20 protein-coding genes are annotated in these 19,626 nt (G+C 72.8%); 11 read left to right on the forward strand and 9 right to left on the reverse strand.

Going from position 1 to position 19,626, the window contains the following annotated elements:
• Nucleotides 1-435: 435 nt before the first annotated feature.
• Together ACZ6X9_RS03925 and ACZ6X9_RS03930 are read right to left on the reverse strand one after the other, a co-directional pair.
• On the reverse strand, nucleotides 436-1,053 hold the full coding sequence (locus ACZ6X9_RS03925; RefSeq protein WP_469776295.1) for a PH domain-containing protein: 618 nt from the start codon (nucleotides 1,051-1,053) through the stop codon (nucleotides 436-438).
• Between the two features lie 248 nt (nucleotides 1,054-1,301).
• Nucleotides 1,302-1,961, reverse strand: coding sequence for a hypothetical protein (locus tag ACZ6X9_RS03930; protein WP_469776296.1), 660 nt, complete (start codon nucleotides 1,959-1,961; stop codon nucleotides 1,302-1,304).
• Nucleotides 1,962-2,250: 289 nt separating this feature from the next.
• On the opposite strand from ACZ6X9_RS03930, the gene deoC reads away from it, so the two are divergent.
• The 3 genes from deoC to ACZ6X9_RS03945 are packed head-to-tail and all read left to right on the forward strand — an operon-like array spanning nucleotide 2,251 to nucleotide 5,556.
• Entirely contained in the window at nucleotides 2,251-3,243 is a 993-nt protein-coding gene (gene deoC / locus ACZ6X9_RS03935; RefSeq protein WP_469776642.1) for a deoxyribose-phosphate aldolase, read from the forward strand.
• Nucleotides 3,244-3,245: 2 nt separating this feature from the next.
• Nucleotides 3,246-4,676, forward strand: a complete 1,431-nt coding sequence (locus ACZ6X9_RS03940) for an aldehyde dehydrogenase family protein (RefSeq protein WP_469776297.1) — start codon at nucleotides 3,246-3,248, stop codon at nucleotides 4,674-4,676.
• Entirely contained in the window at nucleotides 4,669-5,556 is an 888-nt protein-coding gene (locus ACZ6X9_RS03945) for an aldehyde dehydrogenase family protein (RefSeq protein WP_469776298.1), read from the forward strand. Before ACZ6X9_RS03940 ends, ACZ6X9_RS03945 begins: the two co-directional genes overlap by 8 nt.
• Before the next feature lie 138 nt (nucleotides 5,557-5,694).
• Here the strand turns inward: ACZ6X9_RS03945 and ACZ6X9_RS03950 are convergent, their stop codons facing one another.
• On the reverse strand, nucleotides 5,695-6,150 hold the full coding sequence (locus ACZ6X9_RS03950; protein ID WP_469776299.1) for a hypothetical protein: 456 nt from the start codon (nucleotides 6,148-6,150) through the stop codon (nucleotides 5,695-5,697).
• A gap of 85 nt (nucleotides 6,151-6,235) precedes the next feature.
• Between ACZ6X9_RS03950 and ACZ6X9_RS03955 the strand changes: the two genes are divergently transcribed.
• Nucleotides 6,236-6,904, forward strand: a complete 669-nt coding sequence (locus ACZ6X9_RS03955; protein WP_469776300.1) for a uridine kinase family protein — start codon at nucleotides 6,236-6,238, stop codon at nucleotides 6,902-6,904.
• Nucleotides 6,905-7,355: 451 nt separating this feature from the next.
• Here the strand turns inward: ACZ6X9_RS03955 and ACZ6X9_RS03960 are convergent, their stop codons facing one another.
• The gene (locus tag ACZ6X9_RS03960; RefSeq protein ID WP_469776301.1) at nucleotides 7,356-8,132 is read right to left on the reverse strand and encodes a SigE family RNA polymerase sigma factor; all 777 of its coding nucleotides are present in this window, start codon (nucleotides 8,130-8,132) and stop codon (nucleotides 7,356-7,358) included.
• A 235-nt stretch (nucleotides 8,133-8,367) separates the two neighbouring features.
• Here ACZ6X9_RS03960 and afsQ1 point away from each other — a divergent pair, with 235 nt between their 5' ends.
• From afsQ1 to ACZ6X9_RS03985, 5 genes are all read left to right on the forward strand, one after another.
• Nucleotides 8,368-9,045 carry a two-component system response regulator AfsQ1 gene (gene afsQ1 / locus ACZ6X9_RS03965; RefSeq protein ID WP_436781058.1) on the forward strand — a complete coding sequence of 226 codons (678 nt, stop codon included), beginning with the start codon at nucleotides 8,368-8,370 and terminating at the stop codon, nucleotides 9,043-9,045.
• 115 nt (nucleotides 9,046-9,160) lie between these two features.
• Nucleotides 9,161-10,768, forward strand: a complete 1,608-nt coding sequence (locus ACZ6X9_RS03970; RefSeq protein WP_469776643.1) for an ATP-binding protein — start codon at nucleotides 9,161-9,163, stop codon at nucleotides 10,766-10,768.
• Complete coding sequence (locus ACZ6X9_RS03975) at nucleotides 10,765-11,337, forward strand: hypothetical protein (protein WP_469776302.1); 573 nt, start codon at nucleotides 10,765-10,767, stop codon at nucleotides 11,335-11,337. Before ACZ6X9_RS03970 ends, ACZ6X9_RS03975 begins: the two co-directional genes overlap by 4 nt.
• Before the next feature lie 81 nt (nucleotides 11,338-11,418).
• On the forward strand, nucleotides 11,419-12,075 hold the full coding sequence (locus ACZ6X9_RS03980; protein WP_469776303.1) for a VanZ family protein: 657 nt from the start codon (nucleotides 11,419-11,421) through the stop codon (nucleotides 12,073-12,075).
• Between the two features lie 78 nt (nucleotides 12,076-12,153).
• Nucleotides 12,154-12,363, forward strand: coding sequence for a PspC domain-containing protein (locus tag ACZ6X9_RS03985; protein WP_469776304.1), 210 nt, complete (start codon nucleotides 12,154-12,156; stop codon nucleotides 12,361-12,363).
• Between the two features lie 109 nt (nucleotides 12,364-12,472).
• Here the strand turns inward: ACZ6X9_RS03985 and ACZ6X9_RS03990 are convergent, their stop codons facing one another.
• Both ACZ6X9_RS03990 and ACZ6X9_RS03995 read right to left on the reverse strand, forming a co-directional pair.
• Nucleotides 12,473-12,871: a hypothetical protein gene (locus tag ACZ6X9_RS03990; protein WP_469776305.1), complete on the reverse strand. Its 399-nt coding sequence runs from the start codon at nucleotides 12,869-12,871 to the stop codon at nucleotides 12,473-12,475.
• Between the two features lie 191 nt (nucleotides 12,872-13,062).
• Nucleotides 13,063-14,178, reverse strand: coding sequence for an adenosine deaminase (locus ACZ6X9_RS03995; protein ID WP_469776306.1), 1,116 nt, complete (start codon nucleotides 14,176-14,178; stop codon nucleotides 13,063-13,065).
• 317 nt (nucleotides 14,179-14,495) lie between these two features.
• Between ACZ6X9_RS03995 and ACZ6X9_RS04000 the strand changes: the two genes are divergently transcribed.
• Nucleotides 14,496-15,176: an alpha/beta hydrolase family protein gene (locus ACZ6X9_RS04000; protein ID WP_469776307.1), complete on the forward strand. Its 681-nt coding sequence runs from the start codon at nucleotides 14,496-14,498 to the stop codon at nucleotides 15,174-15,176.
• A 12-nt stretch (nucleotides 15,177-15,188) separates the two neighbouring features.
• On the opposite strand, the gene ACZ6X9_RS04005 is transcribed toward ACZ6X9_RS04000, so the two are convergent.
• Complete coding sequence (locus ACZ6X9_RS04005; protein ID WP_469776308.1) at nucleotides 15,189-16,163, reverse strand: LysR family transcriptional regulator; 975 nt, start codon at nucleotides 16,161-16,163, stop codon at nucleotides 15,189-15,191.
• A 141-nt stretch (nucleotides 16,164-16,304) separates the two neighbouring features.
• Here ACZ6X9_RS04005 and ACZ6X9_RS04010 point away from each other — a divergent pair, with 141 nt between their 5' ends.
• Nucleotides 16,305-17,660 carry an MFS transporter gene (locus ACZ6X9_RS04010; protein WP_469776309.1) on the forward strand — a complete coding sequence of 452 codons (1,356 nt, stop codon included), beginning with the start codon at nucleotides 16,305-16,307 and terminating at the stop codon, nucleotides 17,658-17,660.
• A 286-nt stretch (nucleotides 17,661-17,946) separates the two neighbouring features.
• On the opposite strand, the gene ACZ6X9_RS04015 is transcribed toward ACZ6X9_RS04010, so the two are convergent.
• Complete coding sequence (locus ACZ6X9_RS04015) at nucleotides 17,947-18,159, reverse strand: type II toxin-antitoxin system HicB family antitoxin (protein ID WP_469776310.1); 213 nt, start codon at nucleotides 18,157-18,159, stop codon at nucleotides 17,947-17,949.
• A gap of 160 nt (nucleotides 18,160-18,319) precedes the next feature.
• Nucleotides 18,320-19,603: a thymidine phosphorylase gene (locus ACZ6X9_RS04020; protein ID WP_469776311.1), complete on the reverse strand. Its 1,284-nt coding sequence runs from the start codon at nucleotides 19,601-19,603 to the stop codon at nucleotides 18,320-18,322.
• Nucleotides 19,604-19,626: the final 23 nt, after the last annotated feature.

Consider the following 19,626-nt stretch of genomic DNA (forward strand, 5'->3'; position numbering starts at 1 on the left):
CGCAGCCCTTGGGCAGCTTCGGGAACAGCGCGGTGGCCGGGTGGCTGCCGGCGCCGCCCTGCGTCCGAACACGAACTTCGGCTGGGCACTGCCGACGTTGGTCATCTTGGCGATGATGCCCGCACTCTAGGGGAGGGAGGGGTGCTTGCGGTCCAGGCGGTGGGGTGACGCACGAAGTCGCCGGCCGCCTGCTCCCCGTCCGCGTTCGACGGCCGTGTGCCGCCCCGGACGCCGTCGCCGACTGTTCAGGCCGCCCGCCCGGGTTCCGGCGGGCAGTGCCGATCGGGCGTTCGCCATCGCGCACTCGGCGGGGCGACCGGCGGCAAAGCCGTACGGGCCGGCTCCGGCCCCGTCGCGCATGACGCGGGTCTCGCCGCCCGTTCCCCGGCCGGCGGCGATCACCCACCGGTGGTACGGCCCGGCGGCGACCCGCCGTCAGATCGTCACGTACAGCACCACGCACAACACCAGGCCGACCAGCGACGGCACGATCAGCTCGTACGCCCAGCGGACCGACGTCTCCCCCTGCGCGCCCTCCTGCCGGGCGCAGCGCTCGGCGAGTTCGCGCAGGTCCTCGATGGCCTGGTCGGAGGGGGTGCGGCCCGGTGCGTCGGCGGCGCTGACGGTCGCCCGGTCGCTGAGGCCCTCCGCCGCGGCGCGCTGCTGTCGTCCGGCGGCCCGCTTGCGCTGGCGAAGGGAGACTGGGATGGCCCAGAGCTGGTACTTCGCGGTCTCCGTCAGCACCTCGCTGGAGTATCCGGCGCGGACGGCGGCGACGCGCGCCCACGGGAGGGTGATCGTCCGGAAGGGGTTCCGCACCAGAAGGCGGTCTTCGGAGGCCCAGACCGCGGGACGCACGGTGAACGCGATCACCAGCGGCACCAGGAACAGCAGTCCCGCCAGCGCCAGCCAGGGCGTCCGCCCGGTGCCCCGCACGATCGCGTCGCCGCCCAGCCACGCGGCCAGCGCCAGCAGCAGGACACCGCTCGCGATGCCGGCGGCCGAGCGGTAGCGGCGCTCGGCGAACTCCGGCGCTTCTGGTGAACTCGTCATGGGCCGATTCTGCCGGACCGCGGGCCTCCCGGACGTTGCAGTACGGCAACGCCCGTACCGCCCGTACCAGCGGGAACGTACGGCCTGGGGCGGGGGTGTGGGGGCCCGGGGTGCGGGGGCCCGGGGCGTAGGGGCCCAGGGCGTAGGGGCCCAGGGCGTAGGGAAACGCCGGGCACCGGAGCGGGCCGCTGGTGACGACGGCCCGCCCCGGTGCCGGGGTGACGCGGGGTGTTACTCGCTCTTGCCCTCTACTTGACGTGGTTCACCACGACGCAGCCCTTGGGCAGCTTCGGGAACAGCGCGGTGGCCGGGTGGCTGCCGGCGCCGCCCTGCGTCTGGAACACGAACTTCGGCTGGGCACTGCCGACGTTGGTGATCTTGGCGATGATGCCCGCGCTCTTGGGGAGGGAGGGGTGCTTGCGGTCCAGGTGGGCGAAGTACACGGGACGGCCGTCGTCGCCCGCGACGTGGAGCCAGGCCTCCGGGCCGCGCGGCGTGTTGTACAGGCCGGCCATCGCGCCCGCGCCGATGCTCTGCTCCTTCTTCGCCACGCACTTGCCGGACGGGAGGGGCGCGTTCGCGGTCACCTTGCCGGTACGGGCGTCCAGCTTGACGAGGTAGACGCCGCCCTCGCCGATCAGCTTCTGCGGGTGCTTGGCGTCCAGCACCCCGAGCCGGGCGCCGTTCGAGGTGAAGAGCTCGGCCCGGTACTGGCGGGTCTTGGCGTCCTTGTAGATCTTGGCGACGCTGCCGTCGGGCAGCTTGACGGTCCGCACCGGGGAGGACTTCGCCGCGGCGGCGACAGGGGTGTGGGGCGCGGCGAAGGCGGTGGAGACCGGGGCGAGCACGGCCCCCGCGACGGCGGCGGAGGCGAGGGCGATGCGCAGGGTGTTACGGCGACGGGACATGCGTGGCTCCTGGTGACGAGCGCCGGACGGGTAGACGATCCGCATGCCGCTTTCCTCAAGGTGTGGGGCCGGTGAGTCGGGCGGTGCTGCTGGGCAAAAATCTACGGATCGTGTGTCATCGCGCGGTCCGTCGAATGTCACGGGCTTTCGACAGCGAGCGGATGAATCACTTCCGCTTACCCGGGAAGGCGGAGTCATGCCCCCGCTCGGAGAAATCAGCGGAAGAGCCGCTTCCGCGCCCCAGGGGGGTGACACGCGCTACGCGCGTAGATATGCTCATCAGGTGACCATGCCCACTGTTCCTTCCCACGGCAAAGAAGCCGCGGAGCGACTGGCGTCGATGGCGGATGTGACCGCCTCCGACGGTGCGCTGCGCCGCTTCCTGCACGGCCTCCCGGGCGTCGACCCGGTCGGGCTGGAGGGCCGCGCCGCCGCGCTCGGCACCCGCTCGATCAAGACGACGGCGAAGGCGTACGCCATCGACCTGGCGATCTCGATGATCGACCTGACGACCCTCGAGGGCGCGGACACCCCGGGCAAGGTCCGGGCGCTGTGCGCCAAGGCCCTCAACCCGGACCCGACGGACCGCGGCACGCCGCGCACCGCCGCCGTCTGCGTCTACCCCGACATGGTGGCCACCGCGGCCGAGGCCGTGCGCGGCTCGGACGTGAAGGTCGCGTCGGTCGCCACCGCCTTCCCCGCGGGCCGGGCGGCCCTGCCGGTGAAGCTGGCGGACACCAAGGACGCCGTCGCCGCCGGCGCGCACGAGGTCGACATGGTGATCGACCGCGGCGCGTTCCTGGCCGGGCGCTATCTGAAGGTCTTCGAGGAGATCAAGGCCGTCAAGGAGGCCTGCCGCCGCGAGGACGGCACGGCCGCCCGCCTGAAGGTCATCTTCGAGACCGGCGAGCTGTCGACGTACGACAACATCCGCCGCGCGTCCTGGCTCGGCATGCTGGCCGGCGCCGACTTCATCAAGACCTCGACCGGCAAGGTCGCCGTCAACGCCACGCCCGCCAACACGCTGCTGATGCTGGAGGCCGTCCGCGACTTCCACGCGCTGACCGGCGTCCAGGTCGGCGTGAAGCCCGCCGGCGGCATCCGCACCACCAAGGACGCGCTCAAGTTCCTGGTGCTGGTGAACGAGACCGTCGGCGAGGAGTGGCTGACGAACGAGTGGTTCCGTTTCGGTGCCTCCAGCCTGCTCAACGACCTGCTGATGCAGCGGCAGAAGCTCAGCACCGGGCGCTACTCCGGTCCCGACTACGTGACGGTGGACTGACCATGGCTTTCGATTACGCACCGGCGCCCGAGTCGCGCGCGGTCGTCGACATCGCCCCCTCCTACGGGCTGTTCATCGACGGCGAGTTCCGCGAGGCGTCCGACGGCAAGGTCTTCAAGACCGTCTCGCCGTCGACCGAGGAGGTCCTCTCCGAGGTCGCGCAGGCCACCGAGGCCGACGTGGACGCGGCCGTCAAGGCCGCCCGCAAGGCGTTCGAGAAGTGGTCGGCGCTGCCCGGCTCCGAGCGCGCCAAGTACCTCTTCCGCATCGCCCGCATCATCCAGGAGCGCTCCCGCGAGCTCGCCGTCCTGGAGACGCTGGACAACGGCAAGCCGATCAAGGAGACCCGCGACGCGGACCTCCCGCTGGTCGCCGCGCACTTCTTCTACTACGCGGGCTGGGCCGACAAGCTGGAGCACGCCGGCTTCGGGGCGAACCCGCGCCCGCTGGGCGTCGCGGGCCAGGTCATCCCGTGGAACTTCCCGCTGCTGATGCTCGCGTGGAAGATCGCCCCGGCGCTGGCCGCGGGCAACACGGTCGTCCTCAAGCCGGCCGAGACCACGCCACTGTCCGCCCTGTTCTTCGCGGACATCTGCCGCCAGGCCGGGCTGCCCAAGGGCGTCGTCAACATCCTGACCGGTGACGGCACGACCGGTGCCGCGCTGGTCGGTCACGACGGCATCGACAAGGTCGCCTTCACCGGCTCCACCGCCGTCGGCAAGGCCATCGCCCGGACCGTCGCCGGCACGGACAAGAAGCTCACCCTGGAGCTGGGCGGCAAGGGCGCCAACATCGTCTTCGACGACGCCCCGGTCGACCAGGCCGTCGAGGGCATCGTCAACGGCATCTTCTTCAACCAGGGGCAGGTCTGCTGCGCCGGTTCGCGCCTGCTGGTGCAGGAGTCGATCCAGGACGAGCTGCTGGACGCCCTGAAGCGCCGGATGGCCACGCTGCGCGTCGGCGACCCGCTGGACAAGAACACCGACGTCGGCGCGATCAACTCCGCCGAGCAGTTGGCCCGGATCACCGAGCTCGCCGACAGCGGTGTCGCGGAAGGTGCCGAGCGCTGGGCCCCGTCCTGCGAACTGCCGTCGTCCGGCTACTGGTTCGCGCCGACGGTGTTCACCAACGTCACCCAGGCCCACCGGATCGCCCGCGAGGAGATCTTCGGCCCGGTGCTGTCCGTGCTGACCTTCCGCACCCCGGCGGAGGCCGTCGCCAAGGCCAACAACTCGCAGTACGGGCTGTCGGCCGGCATCTGGACGGAGAAGGGGTCGCGCATGCTCGCCGTCGCGAGCAAGCTGCGGGCCGGCGTCGTCTGGGCCAACACGTTCAACAAGTTCGACCCGACCTCGCCCTTCGGCGGCTACAAGGAGTCGGGCTTCGGTCGCGAAGGCGGCCGTCACGGTCTGGAGGCGTACCTCGATGTCTGATGCGCGACTGAGCGTCTTCAAGACCTACAAGCTGTTCGTCGGGGGCAAGTTCCCCCGGTCCGAGAGCGGGCGGGTGTACGAGGTGACCGACGCAAAGGGCAACTGGCTCGCCAACGCGCCCCTGTCCTCCCGTAAGGACGGCCGTGACGCCGTCGTGGCCGCGCGCAAGGCGTTCTCCGGCTGGTCCGGCGCGACCGCGTACAACCGCGGTCAGATCCTTTACCGCGTCGCCGAGATGCTGGAGGGCCGCCGGGAGCAGTTCGTCGCCGAGGTCGCCGACGCGGAGGGCCTGTCCAAGGCCAAGGCCGCCGCGCAGGTGGACGCCGCGATCGACCGCTGGGTCTGGTACGCCGGCTGGACGGACAAGATCGCCCAGATCGCGGGCGGCACCAACCCGGTGGCCGGGCCGTTCTTCAACGTCTCGTCCCCCGAGCCGACGGGCGTCGTGGCCGTGGTCGCGCCGCAGGAGTCGTCGTTCCTGGGCCTGGTGTCGGTGATCGCCCCGGTGATCGCGGCCGGCAACACCGTCGTCGTGGTCGCGTCCGAGAAGGCGCCGCTGCCGGCGCTCTCCCTCGGCGAGGTACTGGTCACGTCCGACGTGCCGGGCGGCGTCGTCAACATCCTGTCCGGCCGGGCGGCGGAGATCATGCCGTCGCTGGCCGCGCACCAGGACGTCAACGCGATCGACCTGGCCGGAGCGGGCGCCGAGCTCGCCACCGAGCTCGAGGTCGCCGCGGCGGACAACCTGAAGCGCGTTCTCCGTCCACAGCCTGTGGACTGGGCGGCGGCGCCGGGCACCGGACGTCTGATGGCGTTCCTGGAGACCAAGACCGTCTGGCACCCGACGGGGTCGCTGGGCGCGGGCGGCTCCTCTTACTGAGCGGCACGCCGGGGTACCGGGCGGCATGCCGGGGGTACCGGGCGGCACAAAGCCGCCGGGCGACACCGCGCAGCCGCCGAGCGACACGCCGAGAGGGCGGGACCCGTACGGTCCCGCCCTCTCGCGTTGCCCGGCGTCTCAGCGCGGCAGCAGGTTCAGCCCCGGGACGTCCTGCAGCTTGCCGCCGTCCGACAGGGAGCCCGTCACCGCCCGTGTGCTGATCGGCTTGAAGTCCCCGACCTGGGTGCCGACCGCGTTGTCCAGCGGGTCGGAGCCGGTCCGCGCGAGCGGGTTGACGGGCAGCATCCGCAGCACCGGAATCAGCGGTTCCACCGACTTCTGGAGGCCGATCCGCACTCCTTCTCCCGCGGCGGCAAGGTCGATCTGACCGAGCTGCGCCTGGGCGGTGTGGTGCCGGCCGGCCGGCTTGGCGGTCGCCTCGGCCGCTCCGGTGACGGCGATGGCGGCCCCCGCGGTGAGGGTCAGCCCCGTCCGGACCAGGGGACGGGTGAGACGTGAGGAGGGGCGGAACGCGTGACGTGCGTGCGAGGCCATGACCACCTGCCGTGCCGGGGACCGGAACCGTTCAGCCACGCAGCGTAGTTTAACGATCACGCTGGGCGCATCCGGCGACCCAGGGGGATCCCCCGTCCGGCCCAATGCGTCACACTGGTCTCCCGTGACTGCCCTCCCGCCCCAGACGCCGTGCGCCCGCGTGATCCTGCTGACCGGACCGTCCGGCTCCGGCAAGTCGTCCCTCGCCGCCGGCACCGGCCTGCCGGTGCTCAACCTCGACGACTTCTACAAGGAGGGCACGGACCCCACGCTCCCCCGACTGCCGGACGGCACGGGCACCGACTGGGACTCCCCCCTGTCGTGGGACGCGGACGCGGCGGTCGCCGCGATCGACGCGCTCTGCCGCACCCGGCGCACCAACGTGCCGCTGTACGACATCTCCACCAGCGCGCGGACCGGCGAGAGCACGCTGGACATCGGCCGCACCCCCCTCTTCGTCGCGGAGGGGATCTTCGCAGCGGACATCATCGACCGCTGCCGCGACCTGGGCGTACTCGCCGACGCGCTGTGCCTGCGCGGCCGCCCCTCGACGACCTTCCGCCGACGGCTGGTGCGCGACCTGCGCGAGGCCCGCAAGCCGGTCCTCTACCTGATCCGCCGGGGGCTGCGGCTGATGCGCGACGAGCGGGGGATCGTGGCCCGGCAGACCGCGCTCGGCGCGTTCGCCTGCGGCCGGGACGCGGCGATGGGCCGGATCGCCGCCGCGGCGGCGGGGCACTGCGAGAAGGTCGGCGCGCCGGAACGGTCCGAGCGGCCGGGCGCGAAGGTCTGAGACGGGCCGGGAGGGGCGGACCGGGAGAGACCGGGACGGGCCGGGGCCGGCGTAGACGGGCCGAGGCCGGCCGAGGAGAGCGAGACCGGCCGGTACGGGCCGCGGGAGACCGAGCCCGGCCGAGACCGGCCGATACGGGCCGCGGGAGACCGAGCCCGGCTGCGGGTAATCGAGAGCGGCCGATACGGACCGGTGCGGACCGGTGCGGACCGGTGCGGACCGGTGCGGACCGGTGCGGACCGGTCCACCGGTCGGCGCCGGCGCCGACCGGTGGACCGAGACGGGCCGGGGCCGACCCCCCCCCCAGGGCCGTCGCCGCACGACGGAACGGCGTGGAACGCGGAAGCGGGCGGACAGACCCCCCGGCCGTCCGCCCGCTCCCTTTCCCCCGTGGTTCCCCCCTCTTTCTCCCCCCTCGATTCCCCCGTTGTTCCCCCGTCCCCCCGAGCCGTCAGGCCACCAGCTCGCCGAACGACTCCTCGACGCCACGGCCGGAGCCGATGGCCTCGTCTTCGCGCAGCCGGCGCAGCGAGCGCCAGATGCTGCTCTTGACCGTGCCGACGCTGATGTCCAGGATCTCCGCGATCTCCGGGTCCGTACGGCCCTCGTAGTAGCGGAGGACCAGCATCGTGCGCTGGAGCTCGGGCAGCCGGGCGAGCGCCTGCCAGAGGACCGCGCGCAGCTCGGTGCCGCGCATCGCGTCCTGGTCGCCGGCCGTCTCCGGCAGCTCCTCGGTCGGGTACTCGTTGAGCTTGCGCCGACGCCAGGCGCTGATGTGCAGGTTGGTCATGGTGCGGCGCAGGTAGCCGCCGACCGCCGCCTTGTCCGTGATCCGGTCCCAGGCGCGGTAGGTGGAGAACAGCGCGCTCTGCAGCAGGTCCTCGGCCTCGTAGCGGTCGCCGGTGAGGTGGTAGGCGGTCGCGTAGAGGGAGGCCCGGCGCTCCTGGACGTAGGCGGTGAACTCCGCCTCCGCCCGGGCCGCCTTCGCCCGGGACGCGTCCGGGACGAACGTCTCCGTCGCCTCCGGGGCGCGCCCGGCGTCGCGCGGCGCGGCCGGCTCGCCGTACACGGCGGCGTCGATGGCCGTCAGGTACACGCCCGGAGTACGGCGTCCGGTGCCGCGGGCACACCCCCGTACCCCCGCGGCACCGGACTTCTCGGAGCTCCGCCCGGTGTCGTGAAGGCGCGTGCGAACTGCGCTGGTGGTGGTGCTGTGCAGTGTGTTCATGTCGCGCCCCCCGTCGGTGGAGCCAGCTTGGTCCGGTGTGGTTCCGGACTGCTTCTCGCCCGGTGACCACCAGCTTGGTGGGCCAGTTTCATGGCGTTGTCCGCCGACTGTCACAGCCGTGCAACAGCGGGCGGGGCGTTCACGACGGGCCGTGACGGGCCGCGGGCCGGGGGCGGCGGCGGGCCGCGGGAGCGGAAGTCGAACTACCGCCCTGCGGTAGGCCAGAATGACCACCGTGCCTTTCCTGTTGCTGATCGAGGACGACGACGCCATCCGTACGGCCCTTGAGTTCTCCCTGTCCCGCCAGGGTCACCGTGTGGTGACGGCGGCGTCCGGCGAGGACGGGCTGAAGATGCTGCGCGAGCAACGACCGGACCTGATCGTGCTGGACGTGATGCTGCCCGGTATCGACGGCTTCGAGGTCTGCCGCCGCATCCGCCGCACCGATCAGCTCCCGATCATCCTGCTCACGGCCCGGAACGACGACATCGACGTGGTCGTCGGCCTGGAGTCGGGCGCGGACGACTACGTGGTCAAACCGGTGCAGGGCCGGGTGCTGGACGCCCGGATCCGCGCCGTACTGCGCCGGGGCGAGCGGGAGTCGAACGACTCGGCCACGTTCGGCTCGCTGGTGATCGACCGCTCGGCGATGACGGTCACCAAGAACGGGGAGGACCTCCAGCTCACCCCCACCGAGCTGCGGCTGCTGCTGGAGCTCAGCCGCCGCCCGGGCCAGGCCCTGTCCCGCCAGCAGTTGCTGCGGCTGGTCTGGGAGCACGACTACCTCGGCGACTCGCGGCTGGTGGACGCCTGTGTGCAGCGGCTGCGCGCCAAGGTCGAGGACGTGCCGTCCTCCCCCACCCTCATCCGTACGGTCCGCGGGGTCGGCTACCGCCTTGACTCACCGCAGTGACCCGGCGGGCCCCGGCACGCCGGGCCCCCGGCCCCCCACAGACACCCACAGAGAGAGCCCAGTGACGGAAGAGACCGGCCGGAGCCGGGCCACCGGGAGCCTGATGAAGATCAGCATGCGGTGGATCAGCCTGCGGCTGCGGCTGATGCTGGTCTTCGCCCTGGTGGCACTGGCGGCGGCGGTGTCCGCGTCGGCGATCGCCTACTGGCTGAACCGCGACGCGGTCCTCACCCGCACCCAGAACGCGGCGCTGGACGACTTCCGCAAGTCGCTCCAGGACAACACCGGCTCGCTCCCGGTGACGCCGACCTGCCCCGAACTCCAGGACGCCGCCGACCGGATGTCCGGTACCTCGCAGAAGTACGCCGTCCTGCTGATCGGGAAGGTCAAGGGCGGCGGCACCTGCGCGGCGCCCTCCGACCACGACCTGTTCACCCTGGAGACGGTGCCCAAGACGCTGGTCACCGCGGTGAACCGGGAGCGCAGGGTCGACGAGTCCAACCCGTACCCGTACCACCTGTACTGGCAGCGGATCACCCTCGACGGCAAGCCGTACCTGGTCGGCGGCGCCAAGGTGATCGGCGGCGGCCCCACCGGTTACCTGCTGAAGTCGCTGGAGAACGAGCGCGCGGACCTCAACTCGCTCGCCTGGTCGCTGGGGATCGCCACCGGCCTGGCCCTGATCGGCTCCGCCCTGCTCGCGCAGGCGGCGGCCTCGACGGTGCTGCGCCCGGTGCAGCGGCTCGGCGAGGCGGCGAGCCGGCTGGGCGAGGGCAAGCTGGACACCCGTCTCCAGGTCTCGGGCACCGACGAACTGGCCGAGCTGTCGCGCACCTTCAACCGGGCCGCCGCGTCGCTGGAGCAGCGGGTCGAGGAGCTCAGCGCCCGCGAGGCGGCGAGCCGACGGTTCGTCGCCGACATGTCGCACGAGCTGCGCACCCCGCTGACCGCCATCACGGCGGTGACGGAGGTACTGGAGGACGAGGCGGACTCCCTCGACCCGATGATCGCACCCGCGGTGCAGCTCGTGGTGAGCGAGACCCGGCGGCTGAACGACCTGGTGGAGAACCTGATGGAGGTCACCCGCTTCGACGCGGGCACGGCCCGGCTCGTCCTGGACGACGTGGACGTCGCCGACCAGGTGACCGCCTGCATCGACGCCCGCGCCTGGCTGGACGCCGTCGAGCTGGACGCGGAGCGCGGCATCATGGCGCGCCTCGACCCGCGCCGCCTGGACGTCATCCTGGCGAACCTGATCGGCAACGCGCTCAAGCACGGCGGCTCGCCGGTGCGGGTGCGGGTGCGCCCGGTGGACCACCAACTGATCATCGAGGTCCGCGACCACGGACCCGGCATCCCCGAGGACGTGCTGCCGCACGTGTTCGACCGCTTCTACAAGGCCAGCGCCTCACGGCCGCGCTCCGAGGGCAGCGGTCTGGGCCTGTCCATCGCACTGGAGAACGCCCACATCCACGGCGGCGAGATCACGGCCGCCAATTCGCCCGAGGGCGGCGCGGTGTTCACGTTGACGCTGCCGCGGGACGTGTCCGCGTCGGGCGACGAGGACGTTGAGGGAGGGGCCGGAGAGGCCGGAGGGGCGAGTGAGCCGGAAGGCGCGAAGGATTCCACCCCCCTGAAGGGCGGAAAGGGCGCGAAGGACGCGAAGAACGCCCGGAACGGCGGCACGTCCGGCCGCGGTCCGGCTCAAGGGGGCACGAAGTGAGGCGCACGGCGCGGACGGCCGCGCTCACCGCCGTACTGTGCGCCCTCGCCACCGGCTGTGGCATCCGCGGCACCGCCGTCCCCGTCGACGCGGGTAGCGCGCCCTCCCGGGCGTCCTGCCTCACCCGGCCGGGGCCGGCCGCGCCCTCGCCCAGCGGCCCGGTGCTCACCGTGCAGTTGGTGTGCGCCTCCCAGCTCGCTCCCGTGACCCGGCAGCACACCGGCCCCGGGGCGGAACGCCCCGTCGACATGGCCCGGGCGCTGCTGGACGAGCTCCGCCGGCAGCCCTCCTCCGCCGAGGAGGCCACGGGGCTGTCCACGGACGTGCCGCAGCGGCTCACCGTCAGCGGCCCGCGCCGGGACGATCCGGCCGGCACGCTCCGGCTGAGCACCCCGCCGGACGAGCTCCCGCAGCTCGGTCTGGCCCAGATCGTCTGCACGTTCACCGGCACCGCGGCGGCCGGGAACCGGCACTCGGTGCTGCTCGGCGGGCCCGGCGGGGAGGCGCCCCGGAGCTATGTGTGCACGGACGACGTCCGGGCCCACCCGGAGAACCTGCAGGGCGGCTGACGCTCCGGCCCGCGAGCCCGCGCCGGGACCGCGCGTCCGGCGGCCGGAACCGCGCGCCCCGCGCACCGCGTCCTGTGGGGCGTGCAGCGTCATGGTTACGGCGGTACGGCCGCCCTCCGACACCGCTACCGCCTCGCGGGCTGCGTCCTCCTCGCCGCCCACCTGGTCGTGGTGGGCTGGCTGGCCATGCGGCCGTTGACCGCTCCCTGGGTCTCCGCCGCGCATCTGGAGCCGTTCGCCACGCTCCGGGCCGACCTGGCGCTCGGGCCCTGGGACGCCACCCGGGCCATCGTCAAGGGGCTGCTGCCGTTCGCGCCGCTGGGCGTCCTGCTGCCCTGGGCGGGCGGCCGGCTCGACGCGTCGTCGCTGGGGTCGCTGGCCCGTACGGTCTTCACCTCCGCGATGCTCTCCCTGGTCCTCCAGGTGGTCCGCGGCGGTGTGGTGGGGCAGGTGCTGGACCTGGACGCGCTGCTGCTCCACGTCACCGGGGTGACGGTGACGCACCTCGCCGTGGTGCCCGCGGCGCGGGCCCGGCTGCGCCGGCGGGACGGGCGGGACGGGCGGGCCGCCGCCGGGCGAGGCGCCACCGGCCGGAGCGCCGCCCGCCCTCCGCTGCCCCTCCTCCGTGAGGAGGGGGCGTTCCTCCGTGAGGAGGGGACGTCTCAGGGTTCGACCCCGACGATCCCCAGGGTCGGAGTCGCCCCCTGGAGTGACGCCCTGCCGGGCGTCCGGTCCTAGCGTGGAGGCATCGGGAGACCGCTCCCGGTCCCGGGCCCGCCGCCCGGGCCGTCCGCTCCGACGCGAGGAGATCCCGTCATGTCCGCCGCCCTGGTCCGCCCCCGCGACCACCGGATGATCGCCGGTGTCTGCGCGGGGCTCGCCCGCCGCTTCGGCACCAGCCGCACCACGATGCGTGTGATCTTCCTGGTGTCGTGTCTGCTGCCCGGCCCCCAGTTCCTGGTCTACCTGGCCCTGTGGCTGCTGCTCCCCTCGGAAGGCGGTCGCCGCCCGGCCGAGTCCTGGTGACGGCCGTCCGCCGGCACCGTCGGCGAGCCGCCGCGCACACGCCACCGGCCGCGCCCCGAGCGGGGGCGCGGCCGGTGTGCGGAACCGTGGTGCCTGCCGGGTGCGGAGCTCAGTGCCCGGTCAGGTTGGAGGTCGAGAGGCCCTTGGGCAGGGCGCCGTCCGGGACGAGGCCCAGGAGACCCCCGTTGCCCTTGTTGTCACCGGGGGCGCTCTCCGCGGCCGGGCTCTTGTGCGGCGGCTTCGGGAACACCGCGCGGTCCACGGCCGAGGCGGTGGCCTGCAGCGCGGAGGAGCCCAGCGCCCGGTTGGCGGCGCTGATCACCGGTCCGCCCGGGAGCATCGGCGCGAGATCCTCGATGGGGAGCTGCCTGCTGGTGCCGGCGGCCAGGTTGGTGACCCTCTCCAGGGGGCCCGTGGGAGCCGCGGCCGACGCGGTGCCCGCCGCGGTGACGGCGATGGCAGCGCCGAGGGCGGCGGCACCGATGGTCTTGATGGTTCCCTGCTTCATGTGAAATCTGTCCTCGTGACGGGGGAGGGTGATGTCCCGGAGGCTTTGCAACCTGTCACGAGAACGACCGGCCCGCCCCGAATGACACGGCCGGGACGTTTGAATTCCCGGCCGTATCAGTCGTATTCAGGGACGATTGACCGTCAGTCGTATTGCCTGCGGACGCGCGGCACCGACGCTTTCCGCCGCTCCTAACGGAACAGCCACTCCGACTTGAGCTCGGCGTATCCGGGCTTGATCACGTCATTGATCATGGCGAGCCGCTCGTCGAAGGGAATGAAGGCGGACTTCATCGCATTGACGGTGAACCACTGCATGTCGTCGAGCGTGTAGCCGAAGGCCTTGACCAGGTGCTCGAATTCGCGGCTCATGCTCGTTCCGCTCATCAGACGATTGTCGGTGTTCACCGTCGCCCGGAAATGCAGCTTGCGGAGCAGGCCGATCGGGTGCTCCTCGTACGAGGTGGCCGCCGCCGTCTGGAGATTGGAGGTGGGGCACATCTCCAGGGGAATGCGCTTGTCCCGGACGTACGAGGCGAGGCGGCCGAGCTTGACCGTGCCGTCCTCGGCGACCTCGATGTCGTCGATGATCCGCACACCGTGGCCGAGCCGGTCGGCGCCGCACCACTGCAGGGCCTGCCAGATCGACGGGAGACCGAACGCCTCACCGGCGTGGATGGTGAAGTGGTTGTTCTCGCGCTTGAGGTACTCGAAGGCGTCGAGGTGCCGGGTGGGAGGGAAGCCCGCCTCGGCGCCCGCGATGTCGAAGCCGACGACGCCGGAGTCACGGTAGCGGTTGGCGAGTTCGGCGATCTCCAGGGCGCGGGCGGCGTGCCGCATGGCGGTCAGCAGGGCGCCGACGCGGATGCGGTGCCCGGCCTCCTTGGCACGCCGCTCGCCCTCGCGGAAGCCCTCGTTGACGGCCTCGACGACCTCTTCGAGGGTGAGTCCGGCCTCCAGGTGCTGCTCGGGGGCGTAGCGGATCTCGGCGTAGACGACGCCGTCGGCGGCGAGGTCCTCGGCGCACTCGGCGGCCACCCGGACCAGGGCCTCGCGGGTCTGCATGACGGCGCAGGTGTGGGCGAAGGTCTCCAGGTAGCGCTCCAGCGACCCGGAGTCGGCGGCCTCGCGGAACCAGACGCCCAGCTTCTCGGGGTCGGTCTCGGGGAGGCGGTCGTAGCCGGATTCCCGGGCCAGGTCGACGACCGTGGCGGGGCGCAGGCCGCCGTCCAGGTGGTCGTGGAGGAGCACCTTGGGGGCACGGCGGATCTGTTCGGGGGTCGGGAGGGTGGTGGTGTCGCTCGTCATTTCGGCACTCTAGCCCCTACGCGCGTAGATGCACCCGAACGATACGGAACGGTGACCCGTCGGCGGGGTGGACACCTCGCGCCGTTCTGCCATCGTTGTCTGCCATGGTTCAGCAAGCGCTGCCGCAACCCGGTCCGCTGGGGCCGGAAGGGTCACCACAGGGATCAGAAGAACCAGAGGGATCAACGGGGCCGGAGGGGCTGCACGGTCCTGCGGGGCTGTCGAGGTGGAAGCCCGGCCCACGGCGCCTGAAGCCGGCCGAACCCGCGCTGAGCAGGCCGTTCGGGGCGGGCCGGGGCGGGGAGGCCGTCAACGGGGTGGCGCTGCTGCTGCCCGGCGGGCCGGCCATGGGGCGGCGGCGCCCGCCGTCCCGGATCCCCGCCGCCCAGGGCAGGCTGGCCCGCCGCCTCACCCGCGCGGGCGGCGCCGACGGCCTGGCCACCCACGTCGTCCGCTACCGCCACCGGGGCTGGAACGGCGCGGCGGCGCACCCGGTGCGGGACGCGCTGTGGGCGGCGGACGAGGTGGTGCGGCGCTACGGCGACGTACCGGTCTGCCTGGTCGGCACGGACCTGGGGGCCCGGGCGGCGCTGCTGGCGGCGGGCCACCCGGCCGTGACCTGCGCGGTGGCGATCGCCCTCTGGCTGCCCGACCCGGAGGCCGTCCTCGACCCCGATCCGGTACGGCAGTTGGCCGGGCGCCGGGTGCTGCTGGTGCACGGGACCAACGACGAGCGCACCGACCCGGACCTGTCCTACCGGTTCGCCGAGCGGGCCAAGAAGATCAACCGAGAGGTGTGCCGGTTCGAAGTGCACTCGGACGGGCACGGGTTGCGGCAGCACCGCCCCGAAGTGCTGGCGCTCACCGCCGACTTCGTGCGCGGCACCCTCTTCGGCCACCCCTGCGCCCGGCCGCTGGCCGACGCCCTGGCGGCGCCGCCCCCGCTGGGCCTGCGGATGCCGCTGGCCTGCGGATTCGGCGAGACGCTGGGGTACTGAGCGCCTCGGGGTTCAGCGGTGCAGGAGCAACTGCCCGCGCCGGGAGAGCAGGAAGCGTTTGAACGCCGCCACGGGCGGGGTGTCGGGGTGGCCGTCCAGCCAGGCCACGCCGATCTCGCGGACGGCGCGCGGCGCGGTGACGGTCAGCTCCACGACGCCGGGGCGCGGCACGGCGGGCGGCGGGAGGAGGGCGACGCCGAGCCCGGCGGCGACCAGGCCGCGCAGGGTCTCGGGGTCCTCCCCCTCGAAGGCGATCTTCGGGGTGAAACCGGCCTCGGCGCAGAGGGCGTCGGTGATGCGGCGGAGCCCGTAGCCCGGTTCGAGGGTGACGAACAGCTCCGTGGACGCCTCGGCGAGGCGGATCCGCTTCCGGACGGCGAGCGGGTGGTCGTCGGGGACGACGAGCCGCAGTTTCTGCTCGTCGAGGCGGCGGGCGACCAGGTCGGGCGCGTCCGGGACCGGTGAGGTGAGACAGAGGTCGAGGTCGCCGTCGCGGAGCCGCTCGATCATGGCCTCGCCGTAGTTCTGCACGAGTTGGAAGCGGACGCGGGGGTGGTCGGCCCGGAACGCGCGGATGAGCTCGGGTACGGTCTCCGAGCCCATGGTGTGCAGGAAGCCGAACGCGATCTTGCCGGCGGCGGGGTCGGCGTCCGCCCGGACGGTCTCGGCGGCGCGGTCCACCTCGCCGAGCGCCCGCTCGACCGTGGCGAGGAAGGTGCGGCCCGCGGCGGTCAGCGAGACCGTACGGCCGTGCCGGGCGAACAGGGCGACGCCGAGGTCGTGTTCCAGCCGGGCCATGGAGCGGCTGAGCGTCGACTGCGGCATGCCGAGCCGCTGGGCGGCGCGGGTGACGTGCTCGTACCGGGCCACGGCGACGAACTGGGCGAGCCGCGGGGTGAGCGTCACCGCCCAGGAGTCCGCCTCGACGTCGGCGCTCGGCGCGGGCGATCCGCTCCCCCCGCCTGCCGTCTGGGTGACGACCGTCAAGGACGCGCCAGTAACAGGGATGTCTTTTCTGTTGCGCGCCGGTGACAGAGGCGGGCCTGACCTGCGTTCATGCATCACAGGATGGATTATGGCCATTCCGTGCATTGGACGCATCAAATGCAGCGTGCATACGGTTTGGTCATGCCTCCTGCCGATACCGGGGCATCCGCCGTCATCATGCGCGCGGGTGCCTCTCCCTCGTCGTCCCCCGCCGCCTCTTCCTCCTCGGCTTCCGCCTCGGCCTCCTCGGCTTCTTCCCCGGCCTCCTCCGAGGACTCCCGGACCGCGCCGGGCGACCCCGGCTACCGCCGGATGAGCTTCGCCCTCTTCGCGGCGGGCGTCGCCACGTTCGCGCTCCTCTACTCCACCCAGGCCCTGCTGCCCGCGATCTCCGACGGCCTCGGCGTCACCCCGGACCAGGCCAGTTGGACGGTCTCCGGCGCGACGGCCGGCCTCGCCCTCGCCGTCGTCCCGCTCAGCGCCCTGTCCGAGCGGTTCGGCCGGCGGGCCATGATGACGGCCGCCCTGTGCGTCGCGGCGTTCCTCGGACTGCTGGTGCCGTTCGCCCCGGACCTCGGCTGGCTGACCGGGCTGCGCGTGGCGCAGGGCGCGGCGCTGGCGGGCGTGCCGGCGTCGGCGATGGCCTACCTGGCGGAGGAGGTCCGTCCGCGAGCCCTGGTCGGCGCGGTCGGACTGTTCGTCGCGGGCAACTCGATCGGCGGCATGTCCGGCCGCATCCTCGCCGGCTGGGTGGCCCAGGCGGGGGGCTGGCGCGCGGGACTGGCCTCGGTCGGCGTGCTGGCGGTGGTGTGCGCGGTGGTGTTCCGGCTGCTGATCCCCAAGGCCCGGCACTTCTCCCCCGGTTCGGTCGCCCCGCGCGACCTGGCCCGTACGCTCGGACGCCATCTGTCCGACCCGCTGCTCGTCCGGCTGTACCTGATCGGCGCCCTCTTCATGACCGTCTTCGGCGCGGTCTACACCGTCATCGGCTACCGCCTGGCCGGAGCACCGTTCTCCCTGCCGCAGGGCCTCGTCGGCTCGGTCTTCCTCGTCTACCTCGTCGGCACGGCCTCCTCGGCCGCGGCCGGCAAACTGGTCGGCCGACTGGGCCGGCGCGGCGCTCTCTACCTGGCCATGGGCACGACGTCCCTGGGGCTGCTGCTGACTCTGGCCTCCTCCCTGACGGCCGTCCTCCTCGGCCTCGTCCTGATCACCGCCGGCTTCTTCGCCGGCCACGCCGTCGCCTCGTCCTCCGTCAGCCGCACCGCGACGACGGGCCGCGCCCAGGCGTCCGCGCTTTACCAGACGGCCTACTACCTGGGCAGCTCGGTGGGCGGCGCGGTCGGCGCCCTCGCGTTCCGGGCCGGGGGCTGGGACGGGGTGATCGTCCTCGGTCTCGGGGCGATGGTGGTGGCGGGGGCGATCACGCTGTACGCGACGCGCAAGGCTCTCGTGGAACGGCGGGTGGCCGCGCGGCGCCTGTCGGCCCGGGCCTGAGCCCCGACTTCCCCGAGCCCGAAGGGGCCGCTTTCCCGCCACCTGTCCTGGCGGGGGCGGCCCCTTCGTGTGGGGTGCCCCGGGCCCGCCCTTTCCCGTTTCTTGTAGGGGCTGCGCCCCCGCACCCCCGAAGCGCCCTTCGGGCGCTGTCCTCAAACGCCGGACAGGCTATTCCAGCCCGTCCGGCGTTTGAGGACGAGCGGCGGAGCCGCGACAAGCGGGGTCTGGGGCGCAGCCCCAGGAAACGGCGAAGGGGCGGGACAGGGGCACTCAAACGCTGCCGCGCTCACGCGGCCCGCACCTGAACGGGAGCGGTGATGACGTCGTGCACAGCAGGCACAGGCTCGTCCTCGAAGTACAGTTCCAAGGCCTCGCGAAGGTTGTCCAGTGACTCCTCGAACGTACGGCCCTGACTGGCTACTTCCACTTCGAGGCAGCGGGCCACGTACCAGTCGTCCTCATGCGTGACGGCGGCGGTGAGACGTACCTGTTCGCTCATGCTCCGAGTCTGGCACGAGAACCGAAGCACCCGGGGCGCTGCGAGCTTCGCTCACCCTCAGGACGGTGATCGGCACCCCTGGCCGCGTGAACCGCCGGATACGGCAACGGGACCGGTGGCAAGCCACCGGCCCCGTTCACCCGTTCAAGGCGTCCGCAGGTCAGGCGATGCGGTCCAGCACGATCGGGTTCGGCGTGAAGTCCGTGCCGGCCGGGGCGATTCCGACGCCGCCGTCCAGGGCCGCGAGGGCGTAGTCGAACTTCTCCGGGGTGTCCGTGTGCAGGGTCAGCAGCGGCTGGCCCGCCGTGACCGTGTCGCCCGGCTTGGCGTGCATCTCGATGCCGGCGCCGGCCTGCACCGGGTCCTCCTTGCGGGCGCGGCCCGCGCCGAGGCGCCAGGCGGAGACGCCGACGGCGTAGGCGTCGAGCTTGGTGAGGACGCCGGACGCGGACGCGGTGACGACGTGCTGCTCGCGGGCGACCGGGAGGGTCGCGTCGGGGTCGCCGCCCTGGGCGATGATCATGCGGCGCCAGTGGTCCATGGCGGAGCCGTCGGCGAGCGCCTTGGCCGGGTCCGCGTCGGGCAGGCCGGCCGCGGCGAGCATCTCGCGGGCGAGGGCGAGGGTGAGCTCGACGACGTCGGCCGGGCCGCCGCCCGCGAGGACCTCGACGGACTCGCGGACCTCGAGGGCGTTGCCCGCGGTGAGGCCGAGCGGGGTCGACATGTCGGTGAGCAGGGCGACGGTCTTGACGCCGTGGTCGGTGCCGAGGCCGACCATCGTGGAGGCGAGCTCGCGCGCGTCCTCGATGTTCTTCATGAAGGCGCCGGAGCCGACCTTGACGTCGAGGACGAGCGAGCCCGTACCCTCGGCGATCTTCTTCGACATGATCGAGGAGGCGATCAGCGGGATCGCCTCGACGGTGCCCGTGACGTCGCGCAGCGCGTAGAGCTTCTTGTCGGCGGGGGCGAGACCGTCGCCCGCCGCGCAGATGACGGAGCCGACGTTCCGCAGGACGTCCATCATCTCGTCGTTGGAGAGCAGCGCCCGCCAGCCGGGGATGGACTCCAGCTTGTCGAGGGTGCCGCCGGTGTGGCCGAGGCCGCGGCCGGAGAGCTGCGGGACGGCCGCGCCGCAGGCGGCGACCAGCGGGGCCAGCGGCAGGGTGATCTTGTCGCCGACGCCGCCGGTGGAGTGCTTGTCAGCGGTGGGTACGGGCAGCGAGGAGAAGTCCATGCGCTCGCCGGACTTGATCATCGCCGCCGTCCAGCGGGCGATCTCCGCACGGTCCATGCCGTTCAGCAGGATCGCCATGGCGAGCGCGGACATCTGCTCGTCGGCGACCTCGCCCCGCGTGTAGGCGTCGATCATCCAGTCGATCTGCTCGTCGGTCAGACGGCCGCGGTCGCGCTTGGCGCGGATGACGGAAATGGCGTCCATCAGCACATTTTCCTTAAGTTCGTGCGTCC

The sequence above is a fragment of the Streptomyces sp. NPDC052910 genome, from assembly GCF_055585605.1.